The sequence below is a fragment of the Escherichia sp. WS3227_2 genome (assembly GCF_046486495.1).
Classification (GTDB): domain Bacteria; phylum Pseudomonadota; class Gammaproteobacteria; order Enterobacterales; family Enterobacteriaceae; genus Escherichia; species Escherichia coli.
This window is the reverse complement of the sequence record NZ_JBJQLG010000013.1, coordinates 32,613-51,443: the sequence shown is the minus strand read 5'-3', so window position 1 is coordinate 51,443 and position 18,831 is coordinate 32,613. Positions and strand designations below refer to the sequence as shown.

The 18,831-nt window shown below is 50.5% G+C and carries 16 protein-coding genes; 6 read left to right on the top strand and 10 right to left on the bottom strand.

Annotated features, from left to right (window positions below):
* Positions 1-44 precede the first annotated feature (44 nt).
* Positions 45-2,111, top strand: coding sequence for a polyphosphate kinase 1 (gene ppk1 / locus ACJHXB_RS18085; protein WP_000529576.1), 2,067 nt, complete (start codon positions 45-47; stop codon positions 2,109-2,111).
* A 4-nt stretch (positions 2,112-2,115) separates the two neighbouring features.
* The gene (ppx, locus tag ACJHXB_RS18080) at positions 2,116-3,657 is read left to right on the top strand and encodes an exopolyphosphatase (protein WP_001121363.1); all 1,542 of its coding nucleotides are present in this window, start codon (positions 2,116-2,118) and stop codon (positions 3,655-3,657) included.
* A 38-nt stretch (positions 3,658-3,695) separates the two neighbouring features.
* Here ppx and pdeF read toward each other — a convergent pair whose 3' ends face one another.
* Positions 3,696-5,939, bottom strand: a complete 2,244-nt coding sequence (pdeF, locus tag ACJHXB_RS18075; RefSeq protein WP_410233523.1) for a cyclic-guanylate-specific phosphodiesterase PdeF — start codon at positions 5,937-5,939, stop codon at positions 3,696-3,698.
* 181 nt (positions 5,940-6,120) lie between these two features.
* Positions 6,121-6,273 (bottom strand): hypothetical protein, encoded by a 153-nt coding sequence (locus tag ACJHXB_RS18070; protein ID WP_000017552.1) that lies wholly within the window; start codon positions 6,271-6,273, stop codon positions 6,121-6,123.
* Between the two features lie 17 nt (positions 6,274-6,290).
* On the opposite strand from ACJHXB_RS18070, the gene ACJHXB_RS18065 reads away from it, so the two are divergent.
* The 3 genes from ACJHXB_RS18065 (at position 6,291) to ACJHXB_RS18055 (ending at position 7,866) form a co-directional block, all read left to right on the top strand.
* The gene (locus ACJHXB_RS18065) at positions 6,291-6,482 is read left to right on the top strand and encodes a YfgG family protein (RefSeq protein ID WP_000076001.1); all 192 of its coding nucleotides are present in this window, start codon (positions 6,291-6,293) and stop codon (positions 6,480-6,482) included.
* Between the two features lie 310 nt (positions 6,483-6,792).
* The gene (locus ACJHXB_RS18060; protein WP_001295476.1) at positions 6,793-7,311 is read left to right on the top strand and encodes a glycine zipper 2TM domain-containing protein; all 519 of its coding nucleotides are present in this window, start codon (positions 6,793-6,795) and stop codon (positions 7,309-7,311) included.
* Between the two features lie 15 nt (positions 7,312-7,326).
* Complete coding sequence (locus ACJHXB_RS18055; RefSeq protein ID WP_000755173.1) at positions 7,327-7,866, top strand: DUF5384 family protein; 540 nt, start codon at positions 7,327-7,329, stop codon at positions 7,864-7,866.
* A gap of 93 nt (positions 7,867-7,959) precedes the next feature.
* Here the strand turns inward: ACJHXB_RS18055 and guaA are convergent, their stop codons facing one another.
* Complete coding sequence (gene guaA / locus ACJHXB_RS18050) at positions 7,960-9,537, bottom strand: glutamine-hydrolyzing GMP synthase (RefSeq protein ID WP_000138282.1); 1,578 nt, start codon at positions 9,535-9,537, stop codon at positions 7,960-7,962.
* Between the two features lie 68 nt (positions 9,538-9,605).
* Positions 9,606-11,072, bottom strand: a complete 1,467-nt coding sequence (gene guaB / locus ACJHXB_RS18045; RefSeq protein ID WP_001299507.1) for an IMP dehydrogenase — start codon at positions 11,070-11,072, stop codon at positions 9,606-9,608.
* Between the two features lie 161 nt (positions 11,073-11,233).
* Between guaB and xseA the strand changes: the two genes are divergently transcribed.
* Entirely contained in the window at positions 11,234-12,604 is a 1,371-nt protein-coding gene (xseA, locus tag ACJHXB_RS18040; protein ID WP_000937926.1) for an exodeoxyribonuclease VII large subunit, read from the top strand.
* On the opposite strand, the gene ACJHXB_RS18035 is transcribed toward xseA, so the two are convergent.
* The 6 genes from ACJHXB_RS18035 to ispG form a co-directional block, all read right to left on the bottom strand.
* Positions 12,601-12,816 carry a zinc ribbon domain-containing protein gene (locus ACJHXB_RS18035; RefSeq protein WP_001295478.1) on the bottom strand — a complete coding sequence of 72 codons (216 nt, stop codon included), beginning with the start codon at positions 12,814-12,816 and terminating at the stop codon, positions 12,601-12,603. The two genes, xseA and ACJHXB_RS18035, sit on opposite strands and share 4 nt — an antisense overlap.
* A gap of 69 nt (positions 12,817-12,885) precedes the next feature.
* The gene (gene der / locus ACJHXB_RS18030; RefSeq protein WP_000249410.1) at positions 12,886-14,358 is read right to left on the bottom strand and encodes a ribosome biogenesis GTPase Der; all 1,473 of its coding nucleotides are present in this window, start codon (positions 14,356-14,358) and stop codon (positions 12,886-12,888) included.
* Positions 14,359-14,475: 117 nt separating this feature from the next.
* On the bottom strand, positions 14,476-15,654 hold the full coding sequence (gene bamB / locus ACJHXB_RS18025; protein WP_001177048.1) for an outer membrane protein assembly factor BamB: 1,179 nt from the start codon (positions 15,652-15,654) through the stop codon (positions 14,476-14,478).
* Between the two features lie 10 nt (positions 15,655-15,664).
* Positions 15,665-16,285, bottom strand: a complete 621-nt coding sequence (gene yfgM / locus ACJHXB_RS18020) for an ancillary SecYEG translocon subunit YfgM (protein WP_000409205.1) — start codon at positions 16,283-16,285, stop codon at positions 15,665-15,667.
* A 17-nt stretch (positions 16,286-16,302) separates the two neighbouring features.
* Complete coding sequence (gene hisS / locus ACJHXB_RS18015; RefSeq protein ID WP_001107167.1) at positions 16,303-17,577, bottom strand: histidine--tRNA ligase; 1,275 nt, start codon at positions 17,575-17,577, stop codon at positions 16,303-16,305.
* 110 nt (positions 17,578-17,687) lie between these two features.
* Positions 17,688-18,806: a flavodoxin-dependent (E)-4-hydroxy-3-methylbut-2-enyl-diphosphate synthase gene (gene ispG / locus ACJHXB_RS18010; RefSeq protein ID WP_000551810.1), complete on the bottom strand. Its 1,119-nt coding sequence runs from the start codon at positions 18,804-18,806 to the stop codon at positions 17,688-17,690.
* Positions 18,807-18,831: the final 25 nt, after the last annotated feature.

Here is an 18,831-nt window from a genome sequence, read left to right as displayed (position 1 = left end):
ATATCCAGGCAGTGTCCCGTGAATAAAACGGAGTAAAAGTGGTAATGGGTCAGGAAAAGCTATACATCGAAAAAGAGCTCAGTTGGTTATCGTTCAATGAACGCGTGCTTCAGGAAGCGGCGGACAAATCTAACCCGCTGATTGAAAGGATGCGTTTCCTGGGGATCTATTCCAATAACCTTGATGAGTTCTATAAAGTCCGCTTCGCTGAACTGAAGCGACGCATCATTATTAGCGAAGAACAAGGCTCCAACTCTCATTCCCGCCATTTACTGGGCAAAATTCAGTCCCGGGTGCTGAAAGCCGATCAGGAATTCGACGGCCTCTACAACGAGTTGTTGCTGGAGATGGCGCGCAACCAGATCTTCCTGATTAATGAACGCCAGCTCTCCGTCAATCAACAAAACTGGCTGCGTCATTATTTTAAGCAGTATCTGCGTCAGCACATTACGCCGATTTTAATCAATCCTGACACTGACTTAGTGCAGTTCCTGAAAGATGATTACACCTATCTGGCGGTGGAAATTATCCGTGGCGATACCATCCGTTACGCGCTGCTGGAGATCCCATCAGATAAAGTGCCGCGCTTTGTGAATTTACCGCCAGAAGCGCCGCGTCGACGCAAGCCGATGATTCTTCTGGATAACATTCTGCGTTACTGCCTTGATGATATTTTCAAAGGCTTCTTTGATTATGACGCGCTGAATGCCTATTCAATGAAGATGACCCGCGATGCCGAATACGATTTAGTGCATGAGATGGAAGCCAGTCTGATGGAGTTGATGTCTTCCAGTCTCAAGCAGCGTTTAACTGCTGAGCCGGTGCGTTTTGTTTATCAGCGCGATATGCCCAATGCGCTGGTTGAAGTGTTACGCGAAAAACTGACTATTTCCCGCTACGACTCCATCGTCCCCGGCGGTCGTTATCATAATTTTAAAGACTTTATTAATTTCCCCAATGTCGGCAAAGCCAATCTGGTGAACAAACCACTGCCGCGTTTACGCCACATTTGGTTTGATAAAGCCCAGTTCCGCAATGGTTTTGATGCCATTCGCGAACGCGATGTGTTGCTCTATTATCCTTATCATACCTTTGAGCATGTGCTGGAACTGCTGCGTCAGGCTTCGTTCGACCCGAGCGTACTGGCGATTAAAATTAACATTTACCGCGTGGCGAAAGATTCACGCATCATCGACTCGATGATCCACGCCGCACACAACGGTAAGAAAGTCACCGTGGTGGTTGAGTTACAGGCGCGTTTTGACGAAGAAGCCAACATTCACTGGGCGAAGCGCCTGACCGAAGCAGGCGTGCACGTTATCTTCTCTGCGCCGGGGCTAAAAATTCACGCCAAACTGTTCCTGATTTCACGTAAAGAAAACGGTGAAGTGGTGCGTTACGCACACATCGGGACCGGAAATTTTAACGAAAAAACCGCGCGTCTTTATACTGACTATTCGTTGCTGACCGCCGATGCGCGCATCACCAACGAAGTACGGCGGGTGTTCAACTTTATTGAAAACCCATACCGTCCGGTGACATTTGATTATTTAATGGTGTCGCCGCAAAACTCCCGCCGCCTGTTGTATGAAATGGTTGACCGCGAGATCGCCAACGCGCAGCAGGGGCTGCCCAGCGGTATCACCCTGAAGCTAAATAACCTTGTCGATAAAGGCCTGGTTGATCGTCTGTATGCGGCCTCCAGCTCCGGCGTACCGGTTAATCTGCTGGTTCGCGGCATGTGTTCGCTGATCCCCAATCTGGAAGGCATTAGCGACAACATTCGTGCCATCAGTATTGTTGACCGTTACCTTGAACATGACCGGGTTTATATTTTTGAAAATGGCGGCGATAAAAAGGTCTACCTTTCTTCCGCCGACTGGATGACGCGCAATATTGATTATCGTATTGAAGTGGCGACGCCGCTGCTCGATCCGCGCCTGAAGCAGCGGGTGCTGGACATCATCGACATATTGTTCAGCGATACAGTCAAAGCACGTTATATCGATAAAGAACTCAGTAATCGCTACGTTCCCCGCGGCAATCGCCGCAAAGTACGGGCGCAGTTGGCGATTTACGACTACATCAAATCACTCGAACAACCTGAATAACCCTATGCCAATACACGATAAATCCCCTCGTCCGCAGGAGTTTGCTGCGGTCGATCTTGGTTCAAACAGTTTTCACATGGTCATAGCCCGTGTGGTAGATGGTGCCATGCAGATTATTGGCCGCCTGAAACAGCGGGTGCATCTGGCGGACGGCCTGGGGCCAGATAATATGTTGAGTGAAGAGGCAATGACGCGCGGTTTGAACTGTCTGTCGCTGTTTGCCGAACGGCTACAAGGTTTTTCTCCTGCCAGCGTCTGTATAGTCGGCACCCATACGCTGCGTCAGGCGCTGAACGCCACTGACTTTCTGAAACGCGCGGAAAAGGTCATTCCCTACCCGATTGAAATTATTTCCGGTAATGAAGAAGCCCGTCTGATTTTTATGGGCGTGGAACATACCCAACCGGAGAAAGGTCGCAAACTGGTTATTGATATTGGCGGCGGATCTACGGAACTGGTGATTGGTGAAAATTTCGAACCGATTCTCGTTGAAAGCCGCCGGATGGGTTGTGTCAGCTTTGCCCAGCTTTATTTCCCTGGCGGGGTCATCAATAAAGAGAATTTTCAGCGCGCTCGCATGGCGGCAGCACAAAAACTGGAAACTTTAACCTGGCAATTTCGAATTCAGGGCTGGAACGTGGCAATGGGCGCTTCCGGTACCATAAAAGCCGCCCATGAAGTGTTAATGGAAATGGGCGAGAAAGACGGGATAATTACCCCGGAACGTCTGGAAAAACTGGTAAAAGAAGTTTTACGGCACCGTAATTTCGCATCGCTGAGTTTACCAGGTCTTTCCGAAGAGCGGAAAACAGTCTTCGTTCCTGGACTGGCGATTTTATGCGGTGTGTTTGATGCTTTAGCCATCCGTGAACTGCGCCTTTCTGACGGGGCGTTACGCGAAGGCGTACTGTATGAAATGGAAGGACGTTTCCGTCATCAGGATGTGCGTAGTCGCACCGCCAGCAGCCTCGCCAACCAGTATCACATCGACAGTGAACAGGCCCGACGGGTGCTGGATACCACTATGCAAATGTACGAACAGTGGCGGGAACAGCAACCGAAGCTGGCGCATCCGCAACTGGAGGCGCTACTGCGATGGGCCGCCATGCTGCATGAGGTCGGGTTGAATATCAACCACAGCGGTTTGCATCGCCACTCCGCTTATATTCTGCAAAACAGCGACTTGCCGGGTTTTAATCAGGAACAGCAGTTGATGATGGCGACGCTGGTGCGCTATCACCGTAAAGCGATTAAGCTCGACGATCTGCCGCGCTTTACCTTGTTTAAGAAGAAACAGTTCCTGCCACTGATTCAGCTATTGCGCCTTGGCGTATTACTCAATAATCAACGTCAGGCAACCACCACACCGCCAACATTGACGCTGATTACCGATGACAGTCACTGGACACTGCGTTTTCCGCATGACTGGTTTAGTCAGAATGCGCTGGTACTGCTTGATCTGGAAAAGGAGCAAGAATACTGGGAAGGCGTGGCTGGCTGGCGGTTGAAAATTGAAGAAGAAAGTACCCCAGAAATCGCCGCTTAATGCTTTGCGGGCCGACGAGAAATGTCGGCCCGCATTATTCAGGCACTTTCGCGAATGGGTTCGATTTCATTCAGCGTATCAATTAACGGTTGCGGCTTACCAATAAGATAACCCTGCATATAATCGATCCCCAAAGAGAGCACCGCCTCGCGGATCTCTTCGTTTTCAACGTACTCTGCCACTACCCGCATTTTCTTCATTCGCGCCAGGTGGCAAATCGACGCCACTATCTGATAATCCAGACTATTTGACACAATATTGCGGATAAAACTGCCGTCAATTTTAAGCAGATCGGCATTCACATTTTTAAGCCGCGCATAGCTGGCGTAGCCGGTACCGAAATCATCAATCGCAATCTGGCAGCCTAATTCCTGAAGATGCTGCAAGGTGATTTGCGCCTGCTTAACATTTGTCAGAGCATTACTTTCGGTGACTTCAAAAATAAGTTGCCACGCTTCAATTTGATATTTAGCCAGCAGCTGACTGACTTCAACGGGAAAACGAGCCTGGCATACCGAGGTTGGCGACAGATTAATCGCAAAACGGTGAGCGGGCATCTTCGCTCTGTTTTCAGCCATAAATTGCAGCGTATGCTCAATGACCCACATGTCGATACTCGACGATAAACCAAATTCGTGCGCGACCGGCAAGAAGCTGTCGGGGCTGATCAGTTCATCATTCTCACCTTTCATGCGCAGAAGAATTTCATGGTAGACATCACCACGCATACCGGTAATCGGCTGGGCCATCAGGAAAAAATGGTTGTGTTCCAGCGCCTGCTGTAGCCGATTCATCATCGCGACTTTATCTTTCAATTCGCGTTGCAAATACATTGCTCCGCGACGCTGCATATTTTCCGGGGTGTTGGTCACGATGGAAAGCTCGGCGACCGTATTTAGCTCTCCCAGCAGCAGGTAGATATGATTCACTGGCGAGCGCACATAGCAGTAACTGACGCCAATCTGCGGTTGCATCGGCATTCCATCCCAAAAGAAACGAAATTGCTTGAGATGGCTATCCAGTTCGGTAATGCGCTCCTGGTGCGATTCTGTATTCAGTCGCAGCGCGAGATCGTTACCCGAAAGCTGATAAACATCCTCACCCGGTTCCAGCAAGGGTGACAGCCAGTGAGAAAGTTTTTGCTTGTATTGAATCCGCAGCATGATGCCATAGTTCTTAACCAGCATTTCCATGCCAGGGATGCGTAAATAACAAAGCGCAGACCAGGGGGCATCACGCAACGCGCGATTCAGGGCGCGAACATTTGGCAGATGAACCACCGGGTCCACATACGCAAGCCGCTGAATGCGTCTGACTACCGCTCGCTGACGGGTTGCCAGTACAGCCATATAATTGACAATAAAAGAGAATACCAGATAACTGGAGGAGGTTATGGTCAGCTGCGTGGTATAGCCAGGATAAATGGGAATGTAATTTTGATAGCTGTGGATGCTGATCATCAACACGACCGCCCAGAGCAGCGAAATCAGCTTATAACCATAGCGCATCGCTCCCCACATCATCAGGGGCAGCAATAATGACAAGGTATAGTTGGTGCTAAAAATTGTGCTTTTTTCATTTAACGGCATGCATAACAGCAGCAGTAAAGCACCTAATGCCAGTAGCCAGAGTGCGAACTCTTTTTTGGTGACTTTGACATCAACCTGCTGTTTTAATTGCGAATAATAACTACGTAAATAAAACGGATTTCGCACTACACGAATGATGAAGTAGCACAGCGGGACACCAATCAGATTGCCCACCAGTAAGGCCTGATAATTGATTAAGGCCCCGAGGTTAAAAGGCATGACGCCGACCAGATTTTCTCTGCTCGCCAGTAATCCTACAAACGCAGCAAACTGGAAAAGTATCAGAAACAGCGTTGCAGGAAACACAATCTGCCAGAATATACGCTGGGAAATTAAACGGGTATCACCATGTGAAACGTTGTTACGCCGGGGAGTAAAGACCCTGTAACCGCCCCAACAGAGAATGATAATGATAATAAAATTAGCCGTTAATGAGAGCGTTTCGTAAAAACCCAGCTCTGCATATTTGCGGACAAAAATCCCTAAGGCGATCCCTGGCAATGCCGCCCAGCTGAAAAACATCATCATGCTGATCATCAGAGCCAGAGGCAGATAAAAGAGAAAAACCTCACCGGAAGAAATATGCGCGAAAGTATTAATGTGGGCGAAAATGGGCAAGATTAAAGAAGGCAGGAACAGCGGAAGCCCCCACCATTTATCACGTATTTTTATATAAGTTGCATTCAGTTTCATAGATGCTCAGCAGAATCCCCCACATCCTGAAGGAGGTGTATTCAGACAGGCATCCCACCTGACTTCGAATGATGATTATTCATCACTATAGAGAGCATTGATTCTAAGTGTCATATGAAAGTTCCAATTGATATATATCAAACAAAATAACCCTGATTAATGAATTATTACGTTTATCATGTTAATTCATCATTATTACATCATCATTGTAAATAATTAAATTAACTTCCATAACATTAAAATATGTATCCACTGACGCTTTTTTACATAACGAAGAATTGACCATTTTGTCCTGTTGTGCCTTAATGTAAGTACCGTCCACGGCGTGGGACATACTTCAAGGAACCTTTTGTGAGTCAGGCAACCAGTATGCGAAAACGACACCGATTTAACAGTCGCATGACCCGTATCGTACTGCTCATCAGCTTTATCTTCTTCTTTGGCCGTTTTATCTACTCGTCCGTCGGTGCATGGCAGCACCATCAGAGCAAAAAAGAAGCTCAGCAATCCACACTCTCCGTCGAATCACCGGTACAACGTTAGCGGTTACCTTCTCCACTTTTACAGAACATAACGGCACCTCGCTGTCGGATGCTTTTGCTCTTTGGGATTATCAAAGCGGCAGATATTCTTTCATCTTAAATTTTACGTCTTTGTCCTGACTGATGTTTATCCTGTTTGGCTGCGAAATAAATATAAAATTAATACATATGTTTTAATGATGTATTTTTATAAATTATTTTCCACATGAATTTTAATAAATTTAATCTATTCCTTTATACGCAATACATTTACTTTCCTCTTTTGATGATCTTAAATGTCTTATTTTTCGTAATGTGTATAACAAGGAATAGTGATGAAATTTAAAAAATGTCTTCTGCCTGTGGCAATGTTAGCGTCATTCACTCTGGCAGGATGCCAGTCAAATGCTGATGATCATGCCGCCGATGTTTATCAAACCGATCAACTGAATACCAAACAAGAAACTAAAACCGTTAATATTATTTCCATTCTTCCCGCAAAAGTTGCCGTAGACAACTCCCAAAATAAACGAAACGCACAAGCCTTCGGCGCGCTTATTGGTGCAGTCGCTGGCGGTGTTATTGGCCACAACGTCGGGTCTGGCAGCAATTCCGGAACGACGGCAGGTGCAGTTGGCGGCGGAGCTGTTGGCGCGGCAGCGGGTTCTATGGTGAATGATAAAACCTTAGTGGAAGGTGTTTCTCTAACGTATAAGGAAGGCACCAAAGTGTATACCTCCACCCAGGTGGGTAAAGAGTGCCAGTTTACGACAGGTTTAGCCGTTGTTATTACCACGACGTATAACGAAACGCGTATTCAGCCAAATACCAAATGTCCTGAAAAGAGCTAATGATCAGGAGGAGTCATGAAGAAAGTTTTTCTTTGCGCCATCTTAGCCTCCTTAAGCTATCCGGCTATCGCCTCATCATTGCAGGATCAACTCTCTGCTGTCGCAGAAGCGGAACAGCAAGGTAAAAATGAAGAGCAAAGGCAGCATGACGAATGGGTCGCGGAGCGCAACAGGGAAATCCAGCAAGAGAAGCAACGTCGCGCAAACGCCCAGGCCGCCGCTAACAAAAGAGCGGCAACGGCAGCGGCAAATAAGAAAGCTCGTCAGGATAAACTGGACGCCGAAGCCTCTGCGGACAAAAAACGCGATCAAAGTTATGAAGATGAGCTACGCAGCTTAGAGATTCAGAAACAAAAACTGGCGCTGGCGAAAGAAGAAGCCCGCGTTAAGCGAGAAAACGAATTTATCGATCAGGAACTGAAGCACAAAGCTGCGCAAACCGATGTGGTGCAATCTGAAGCTGACGCAAACAGGAATATGACTGAGGGCGGTCGAGATCTGATGAAAAGCGTGGGCAAAGCAGAAGAGAACAAATCGGACAGCTGGTTTAATTAATCGATGTAAGTAACTTCAAGCCTATAATTCTTGAAGATAAAAAACCCTCTGTAGTAACAGAGGGTTTTGTTCATTCATAGTGCAGGGATCAAATCACTCCCACTCAATGGTAGCTGGCGGCTTGCCGCTGATGTCATACACCACGCGGGAAATACCGTTCACTTCATTGATAATGCGGTTGGAAACGCGACCGAGGAAATCGTACGGCAGATGCGCCCAGTGTGCGGTCATAAAGTCGATGGTTTCGACAGCACGCAGAGAAACAACCCAGTCATACTTACGACCATCGCCCATTACACCAACGGAACGTACCGGCAGGAAGACGGTGAACGCCTGGCTGACTTTGTCGTACAGGTCCGCTTTACGCAGTTCTTCAATAAAGATGGCGTCAGCACGGCGCAGCAGGTCGCAGTACTCTTTCTTCACTTCGCCCAGTACACGAACGCCGAGGCCTGGTCCCGGGAACGGGTGACGGTACAGCATGTCGTACGGCAGGCCCAGCTCCAGACCAATCTTACGCACTTCGTCTTTGAACAGCTCTTTCAGCGGTTCAACCAGCCCCATCTTCATCTCTTTCGGCAGGCCGCCCACGTTGTGGTGAGATTTGATGACGTGTGCTTTACCGGTTGCAGACGCCGCAGATTCGATAACGTCAGGGTAGATAGTACCCTGCGCCAGCCACTTCACGTCTTCCAGTTTCAGCGCTTCTTCATCGAATACTTCAACGAAAACGCGCCCGATGATTTTACGTTTTGCTTCCGGATCGTTTTCGCCGGCCAACGCTGACAGGAAGCGATCTTCTGCCGGAACGTGAACAATGTTCAGACCAAAGTGATCGCCAAACATATCCAGAACCTGCTCTGCTTCGTTGAGACGCAGCAGGCCGTTGTCGACGAATACGCAAGTCAGGTTTTTACCGATAGCGCGGTGCAGCAGCATTGCGGTTACGGAGGAATCCACACCACCAGAGAGGCCGAGGATGACTTTATCGTCGCCTACCTGCTCGCGGATGCGAGCTACAGCATCGTCGATAATTTTCGCTGGCGTCCACAGGGCTTCACACTGGCAGATATCTCGCACAAAGCGCTCCAGCATGCGCATACCCTGGCGGGTGTGAGTCACTTCCGGGTGGAACTGTACGCCATAGAAGCGTTTTTCTTCGTTAGCCATAATGGCAAACGGGCAGCTTTCGGTGCTGGCTACGGTGACGAAGTCGGACGGGATAGCGGTAACTTTATCGCCGTGGCTCATCCAGACATCGAGCAGAGGTTTACCGTCTGCGGTCAGAGCATCTTCAATACCGCGAACCAGTGCGCTGTCGTTTACGACTTCAACCTGCGCGTAGCCAAATTCACGTTCGTTAGAGGCTTCAACGTGACCGCCCAACTGCATTGCCATGGTCTGCATGCCATAGCAAACGCCGAATACCGGTACGCCTGCTTCAAAAACATACTGCGGCGCACGCGGGCTGTTTTCTTCGGTGGTGCTTTCCGGGCCGCCGGAAAGAATAATGCCGCTTGGGTTGAAGTCACGAATTTGTGCTTCTGTCACATCCCACGCCCACAGTTCGCAGTAAACGCCCAGCTCACGCACGCGGCGCGCAACCAGTTGAGTATACTGGGAACCGAAGTCCAGAATGAGGATGCGATGCTTATGAATGTTTTCCGTCATTGACGCTTATTCCGAGGCAAGTGAAACAGATAATATAAATCGCCCGACATGAAGTCGGGCGAAGAGAATCAGGAGCCCAGACGGTAGTTCGGGGACTCTTTAGTAATGGTCACGTCGTGAACGTGGCTTTCCTGAATGCCCGCACCGCTGATACGTACAAACTCCGCTTTAGTACGCAGTTCGTCGATAGTACCACAGCCGGTCAGGCCCATACAGGAGCGCAGGCCGCCCATCTGCTGGTGAATGATCTCTTTCAGGCGACCTTTATAAGCTACGCGACCTTCGATACCTTCCGGCACCAGTTTGTCGGCAGCGTTATCGCTCTGGAAATAACGGTCAGAAGAACCTTTGGACATCGCGCCCAGGGAACCCATACCACGGTAAGATTTGTAAGAACGGCCCTGGTAGAGTTCAATTTCTCCCGGAGATTCTTCAGTACCTGCCAGCATGGAACCCACCATTACCGCGCTTGCGCCAGCGGCGATAGCTTTGGCGATATCGCCTGAGAAACGGATACCACCGTCAGCGATAACCGGAATACCGGTGCCTTCCAGGGCTTCTACTGCATCAGCAACGGCGGTGATCTGCGGAACACCTACGCCAGTCACGATACGAGTCGTACAGATAGAGCCAGGGCCGATACCGACTTTAACCGCGCTGCAACCAGCTTCTGCCAGAGCGCGTGCCCCCGCAGCTGTTGCCACGTTGCCGCCGATGATTTGCAGATCCGGATATTTAGCACGAGTTTCACGGATACGCTGCAGAACGCCTTCAGAGTGACCGTGAGAGGAGTCGATCAGCAGAACGTCAACGCCTGCGGCAACCAGCGCATCAACACGTTCTTCGTTACCCGCACCTGCGCCAACCGCTGCACCAACACGCAGACGACCTTGTTCGTCTTTACAGGCGTTCGGTTTACGTTCTGCTTTCTGGAAATCTTTCACGGTGATCATGCCGATCAGGTGGAATTCGTCATCAACCACCAGCGCCTTTTCAACGCGTTTTTCGTGCATTTTTGCCAGCACCACTTCACGGGCTTCGCCTTCACGCACGGTGACCAGACGCTCTTTCGGCGTCATGTAAACGCTAACCGGTTGATTCAGATCGGTCACAAAACGCACGTCACGACCGGTGATGATGCCGACCAGTTCGTTTTCTTCGGTAACGACCGGGTAACCCGCAAAGCCGTTACGTTCAGTCAGTTCTTTCACTTCGCGCAGCGTCGTGGTTGGCAAAACAGTCTGCGGGTCAGTTACCACGCCAGATTCGTGTTTTTTCACACGGCGAACTTCTTCTGCCTGGCGTTCAATGGACATGTTTTTGTGGATAAAGCCGATACCGCCTTCCTGAGCCAGAGCAATAGCCAGGCGCGCTTCCGTTACGGTATCCATTGCTGCGGAAAGCATAGGGATATTCAGACGAATAGTTTTCGTCAGCTGGGTGCTGAGGTCAGCAGTATTCGGCAGAACGGTAGAATGAGCAGGAACGAGGAGAACGTCGTCAAACGTCAGAGCTTCTTTAGCGATACGTAGCATGGGCAATATCTCGACCAGAGTGGTTAATAAATATTGCCGCGGCATTATACAGAGCGTAACCGATTGCATCTACCCCTTTTTGCAAAAAATGCTTGCTATCCCCGGAGGGCGGGTTACTATCGACTGAATAACCTGCTGATTTAGAATTTGATCTCGCTCACATGTTACCTTCTCAATCCCCTGCAATTTTTACCGTTAGTCGCCTGAATCAAACGGTTCGTCTGCTGCTTGAGCATGAGATGGGACAGGTTTGGATCAGCGGCGAAATTTCTAATTTCACACAACCGGCTTCCGGTCACTGGTACTTTACGCTTAAAGACGATACCGCGCAGGTGCGCTGTGCGATGTTCCGTAACAGCAATCGACGGGTGACCTTTCGCCCACAGCATGGGCAACAGGTTTTAGTTCGCGCCAATATTACGCTCTACGAGCCGCGCGGTGACTACCAAATAATCGTCGAAAGTATGCAGCCTGCCGGTGAAGGGTTGCTGCAACAAAAGTACGAACAGCTTAAAGCGAAATTACAGGCTGAAGGTCTGTTCGATCAGCAATACAAAAAACCACTTCCTTCCCCTGCGCATTGCGTCGGTGTGATCACTTCAAAAACCGGTGCTGCGCTACATGATATTTTGCATGTGTTAAAACGTCGCGATCCTTCTCTGCCGGTGATCATCTACCCCACCGCCGTTCAGGGCGATGACGCGCCGGGGCAAATTGTTCGCGCCATTGAGCTGGCGAATCAGCGAAACGAGTGCGACGTGTTAATCGTCGGGCGCGGCGGCGGTTCGCTGGAAGATTTATGGAGTTTTAACGACGAACGCGTAGCGCGGGCGATTTTTGCCAGCCGCATTCCGGTAGTGAGTGCCGTCGGGCATGAAACCGATGTGACGATTGCCGATTTTGTCGCTGATTTGCGTGCGCCAACGCCCTCGGCCGCCGCTGAAGTAGTGAGCCGCAATCAGCAAGAGTTACTGCGCCAGGTGCAATCGGCCCGTCAACGGCTGGAGATGGCGATGGATTATTATCTCGCCAACCGCACGCGTCGTTTTACGCAGATCCATCATCGCTTGCAGCAACAGCATCCACAGCTCCGGCTGGCACGCCAGCAAACCATGCTTGAACGCCTGCAAAAACGGATGAGCTTTGCGCTGGAAAATCAGCTTAAGCGTGCCGGGCAACAGCAGCAGCGATTAACACAGAGGCTAAACCAGCAAAATCCGCAGCCGCGTATTCACCGCGCACAGACGCGAATTCAACAACTGGAATATCGCCTGGCAGAAACGTTGCGCGCGCAACTGAGCGCAACGCGAGAACGGTTTGGTAATGCAGTAACGCACCTGGAAGCAGTTAGCCCGCTTTCGACGCTGGCGCGTGGTTATAGCGTTACTACTGCTACTGACGGCAATGTACTGAAAAAAGTGAAGCAAGTTAAAGCGGGTGAAATGCTAACCACACGTCTGGAAGACGGCTGGATAGAAAGTGAAGTAAAAAACATCCAGCCGGTAAAAAAATCGCGTAAAAAGGTTCATTAAGCCAGCACGAATTCAACGCGTTTTTTCGATATCAAGCCATGCCCGTGCTGACAGAAGTAATCTACTGCACCGCAGGCTTTTAACACCTGCAACGGTTGATGGCAGTCTGGACAAAGGGCTTTCATTTCAATAAATTCCCCGCAGGATGGGCAACGCGCATGGCCGTTATCCTGATCAAGCACATGCTGACATTGTGGACAATGCAGTTCCATATGAATTCCTCCGGTAGCCATTCCCTCTACATTTATAGAGGGAATGGCAGATAAAATACTTACGGATAATTATTTATTTTTCTTGATATGCTTCATCAGGCGCTTACGCTTGCGCATCTGGGTTGGCGTCAGGGTATTACGCTTGTTCGCATACGGGTTTTCCCCTTCTTTGAACTGAATACGAATCGGCGATCCCATTACGTCCAGCGATTTGCGGAAGTAGTTCATCAGGTAACGCTTGTAGGAATCAGGCAGGTCTTTCACCTGGTTACCGTGAATCACCACAATCGGCGGGTTATAACCACCGGCGTGGGCATATTTCAGCTTCACACGACGACCGCGTACCAGCGGCGGTTGGTGATCTTCAACAGCCATCGTCATGATGCGCGTCAGCATAGAGGTCCCCACACGACGGGTGGAGCTGTCATACGCTTCACGTACTGATTCAAACAGGTTACCAACACCACTGCCGTGCAAGGCTGAGATAAAATGCACACGAGCAAAATCGATAAAGCCCAGACGGAAGTCCAGCGTTTCTTTCACCTGCTCTTTCACTTCCTGGCTCAGGCCATCCCACTTATTCACCACAATGACAAGTGAGCGCCCACTATTGAGAATAAAGCCCAGCAGGGAGAGATCCTGATCGGAAATACCTTCGCGCGCATCAATCACCAACATCACCACGTTGGCATCTTCAATGGCCTGCAACGTTTTGATTACCGAGAATTTCTCTACAGCATCGGTGATTTTGCCGCGTTTACGTACGCCTGCGGTGTCAATGAGCACATACTCACGTCCATCGCGCTCCATTGGAATGTAGATACTGTCACGCGTCGTGCCAGGCATGTCGTAAACAACAACGCGCTCTTCACCAAGAATACGGTTAGTGAGTGTAGACTTACCTACGTTCGGACGACCCACAATCGCCAGTTTGATCGGCAGACTTTGCGGGTCGAAGTCATCTTCCTCTTCTTCTTCGCCGTTTTCTTCTGCTTCAAATTGCGCCCAGTATTCAGCATCTTCGTCGACTTCTTCTTGCGGTGCGAGATCTTCCATCCACGGCAGCAGCACGTGCTCCAGCAGACTTAATACGCCACGACCGTGAGACGCGGCGATCGGGTAGATTTCCCCTAAACCAAGCGAGTAGAAATCAACCACTGCCTGATCGGGATCCAGACCGTCAGTTTTGTTTGCCACCAGGAAGGTCGGTTTTTCACGGGAGCGCAGATGTTTAGCAATCGCTTCATCCGCCGGCATCAGGCCCGCGCGCGCATCCACCATAAACAGTACGACGTCCGCTTCTTCAATCGCCAGCAGCGACTGTTCCGCCATGCGGGTTTCTACACCGTCTTCTGTGCCATCAATCCCGCCGGTATCAATGCAGATAAACTCACGGCCTTCAATTTCTGCACGACCGTACTTACGGTCACGAGTCAGACCCGGGAAATCCGCAACCAGCGCATCTCGGGTGCGAGTTAGACGGTTAAATAACGTGGATTTTCCTACGTTAGGGCGCCCGACAAGCGCGACCACAGGTACCATGTTTAAAGCCTCATTTTTATAAATCATCAGACAACGCACGCTATATTCGTGTCGTTGTTAAAAACAGGAAAACGGCCCCTGTCCAGGAGCCGTTTTCAAAGTGAACGACAGAGACGATTAACGTGTAATAGAGTACACGGTTCCGTCTTTTGCCTGGATCAGCAGTTTGCCGTCAGCGGCAACCGGTTCAGTCTGGAAACCGGAACTATCAACTTTTTGCTGGGCAACGAAACGACCATCTTCGACGTTAATCCAGTGCAGATAACCTTCACTGTCACCTACCACCAGGTTGCCATTATACAGCACCGGAGAAGTCAGCAGGCGATGCAACAGATCGCTTTGTGTCCACAGCGTAACGCCGCCATCAATGGTCAACGCCATCACCCGGTCATTTTGATCGACCAGATAGATGCGATTGCCGTCGACGATGAAATCATTCACCGAACCCAGTTCGCGTTTCCACATAATCTGACCACTGCGCAGATCAAGCGCCGTCAGGTTACCATTATAGGCCAGCGCGAAAACAACGCCGTTAACAACGACGGGAGTCGTGTCAACATCGCTCAGACGGTCAATTTCGGTAGAACCGGTCGCCTGGGAAATACGCTGCTGCCAAATCATCTGGCCCTGTTCCATCAGCACTGCGCTGACGCGACCATTATCGCCACCCACGACAGCCGCACCAAAAGCCGTTGCCGGCGCAGACTCGCCACGCAAAGAGAGCGAAGGCATATCGAGGTTAACTGTCCATTTGACAGCGCCGTCAGCTTCGTTCAGCGCTTGTAACTGACCGTTACTGGTGTGGATTAACACCAGACCGTCGCTGACCACCGGGCGAGAAAGAGCTTCACCCGCGACTTTAGTTTGCCATGCCACAGTACCATCGCTGGTATTCAGCGCGTAAACCTGCGCCTTTTCACTGCCAATGTAGACATGCCCGCCAGACACGGTCACGCCGCCAGAAAGTAATGCAGGCTCTTTAGAGAACCAGCCATCTTTCTCGGCCAGGCTGACAGACCAGATTTCTTTGCCATCATCCGCATTCAGCGCTTTTACTAAACCAGCGCGGTCCGCTGCATAGACAACGTTGTCCGCCAGTGCCGGATGAAGATTGGAATAGAAGTTGCCAATGCCGCTACCAACGGAAGTACTCCACGCCGTGGTCGGCGTAAACTGGTTTTCAACGGTCGGCAATGGGGACATCTTTACCACATCTTCTTCGCTGTTAAACAGCGAACAGCCGCTTAAAAGGGTAACGGAAAGCAGTCCTGGCAGCAGTAATTTACGCAATTGCATCGGGTCCCTCTCAGATGGACAAATTATTAATTTTCATCTGCATCATTTCGCTCAGTGCCGGGGTAACATCGCTTTTCACGCCTGCTTCCCATGCACTACGCGCACCTTGCTTATCACCTTTGCTCAGCAATGCTTCACCACGCAGGTCGGCAACAATGGCAGCCCACCCTTCACCTTTGATGGTATCAAGGGTTTTCAGCGCGGCATCAGCCTGCTTGAGCTGAACCTGAACGCGAGCAAGACGCAGATTTATCACGGCTTTGAGATTTTCATCGCTCGTGTCTGCCAGCCCCTGTTGTAACTGGGCGGCAGCTTTCTCTAGTTCATTTTTGTCAACAAATTGCTGCGCAAGTTCCAAAGAAGCCAGCGCACCATAAGTATTTTTATTTTCAGCAGCAAATTTTTCCGCCGCCGGGATGCTATCCGGTTTGCCTTCGCTCACTGCGGTAACCGCATTTTGATAGGCAAGAGAAGCGGAGCGTGCAGAATCAACCTGATGGCTGTTCCAGTAGCGCCAGCCAATTAGTGCGCCAACGCCCAAAATCACCCCAACAGCCAGTGCTTTGCCATTTTCAGCAAAAAAGCGTTTAACCGCTTCTACCTGGTCGTTTTCGTTCTCGTAAATTTCCACGCTGTCCTTCTCCTTCCTTAACCCAGTAACGTGCGCAAATGCGCGGCTACGCTATCCTGCGCAACTGCTGTTTGCTCACCAGAGCGCAAATCCTTCACTACTGCTGTGCCGTTAGCCACTTCAGACTCACCCAGCACCACAGCAACGCGGGCACCCCATTTATCAGCACGGGCAAACTGTTTCTTAAAGTTGCCGCCGCCGTGGTTGGTCATCAATTTCACGCCCGGTAATTCATCACGCAGACGCTCAGCTAATGCCATAGCCGCAGATTGTGTATCAGCACCTGAAGCCACCAGGTATATATCGACAACAGGATCGGCTTTAAATTCCGGATTAACGGCCTGTACTAACAATACAAGACGTTCGAGGCCCATCGCAAAACCGACAGCCGGTGTTGCACGACCGCCCAGTTGTTCCACCAGACCGTCATAACGACCGCCTGCACACACGGTGCCCTGGGAGCCGAGACTGTTAGTCACCCACTCGAAAACGGTACGGTTATAGTAATCCAGACCACGCACCAGACGCTGGTTTACGGTGTAAGCGATCCCCGCGCTCTCCAGCAGTTTGCACAGACCGGCAAAATGCTCACGAGATTCCTCGTCCAGATAATCGCCTAATGCCGGAGCGTCGTTGAGAAGCGCCTGCACTTCCGGATTTTTTGAATCCAGCACGCGCAGCGGGTTAGTGTACATGCGGCGTTTGCAGTCTTCGTCCAGCTTTTCTTTATGCTGCTCAAGGAATGCCACCAGCGCATCGCGGTAATTGGCTCGTGCTTCCAGCGAACCGATAGAGTTCAGCTCAAGAGTTACGTGCTCGGAGATACCCAGCGCGCGCCACCAGCGGGCGGTGAGCATAATCAGTTCAGCGTCGATATCCGGACCTTGCAGACCGAAAACTTCGCAGCCCAACTGATGGAACTGACGATAACGCCCTTTCTGCGGACGCTCGTGACGGAACATCGGCCCGATATACCACAGACGCTGTTCCTGATTGTACAGAAGACCATGCTCGATGCCGGCGCGTACACAGCCCGCCGTCCCTTCAGGGCGCAGAGTCAGGCTGTCGCCATTGCGATCCTCAAAGGTGTACATCTCTTTTTCAACCACGTCGGTGACTTCACCAATCGCACGTTTGAATAGCGGGGTCTGCTCTACAATCGGCAAGCGGATTTCACTGTAACCGTAGCTGCCGAGCACGTTTTTCAGTGTGCCTTCAATGCGCTGCCAGATGGCCGTTTCGCCAGGCAGGTAATCGTTCATGCCGCGAATGGCTTGAATGTTTTTTGCCACGTTTATTCTCTTTCTGAATATAAAAATGAACCCTCAACGCTTCCCTCAATGTTTCGGGAGCCATGCGGGTTCAATCATACACGGGAAGCGAGGCGCTTCCCATCACGTTATTATTTTTCAACCTGCTGAACGTCAATTCGACGCGCTTCGTCCAGCTGACTGGCTTTCGCACGAATGCGCGCTTCCAGCTGGTCGATCATATCGTTGTTGTCCAGACGGTCTTTGCGCACGCCATCTTCATAGAGGCCGCTTTTCTTGTTACCGCCGGTGACGCCGAGTGTAGAAACCAGCGCCTCACCTGGGCCATTCACCACACAGCCGATAATCGAAACGTCCATCGGAGTGATGATATCTTCCAGGCGTTGCTCCAGCGCGTTAACCGTACCGATAACATCAAACTCCTGACGCGAACAGGTTGGACAGGCGATGAAGTTGATCCCGCGCGAACGGATACGCAGCGATTTCAAAATATCGAAACCGACTTTGATCTCTTCGACCGGATCAGCCGCCAGCGATACGCGCAGCGTGTCGCCGATGCCTTCAGACAGCAGCAGACCTAAACCAATGGAGGATTTAACCGCCCCGCTGCGCGCACCACCCGCTTCGGTGATCCCCAGATGCAGCGGCTGATCGATCTGTTTTGCCAGCAAACGATAAGACTCAACAGCGAGGAATACGTCTGACGCTTTCACGCTGACTTTGAACTGATCGAAGTTCAGGCGATCGAGATGATCAACATGACGCATGGCGGATTCCAGCAACGCCTGCGGCGTCGGTTCGCCATACTTTTCTTGCAGATCTTTTTCCAGCGATCCGGCGTTAACGCCAATACGGATCGGAATGTTTTTATCGCGCGCACAGTCAACCACCATGCGAATACGCTCTTCATTACCGATATTGCCAGGGTTAATACGCAGACAATCGACGCCGTATTCCGCTACTTTCAGCGCAATGCGATAGTCGAAATGGATGTCAGCCACCAGCGGCACGTTAACCTGCTGTTTGATGAGTTTGAACGCTTCTGCCGCGTCCATCGTCGGTACTGAGACACGAACGATATCAGCGCCAACGCGTTCCAGCGCCTTGATTTGATTGACCGTTGCTTCGACATCTGTCGTGCGCGTATTGGTCATGGACTGTACGGCGATGGGAGCACCATCGCCAATCGGCACATTCCCAACGTAAATACGTGTTGATTTTCTACGTTGAATTGGAGCCTGGTTATGCATGAAAAATCTCCCGCGTTACCCGTCT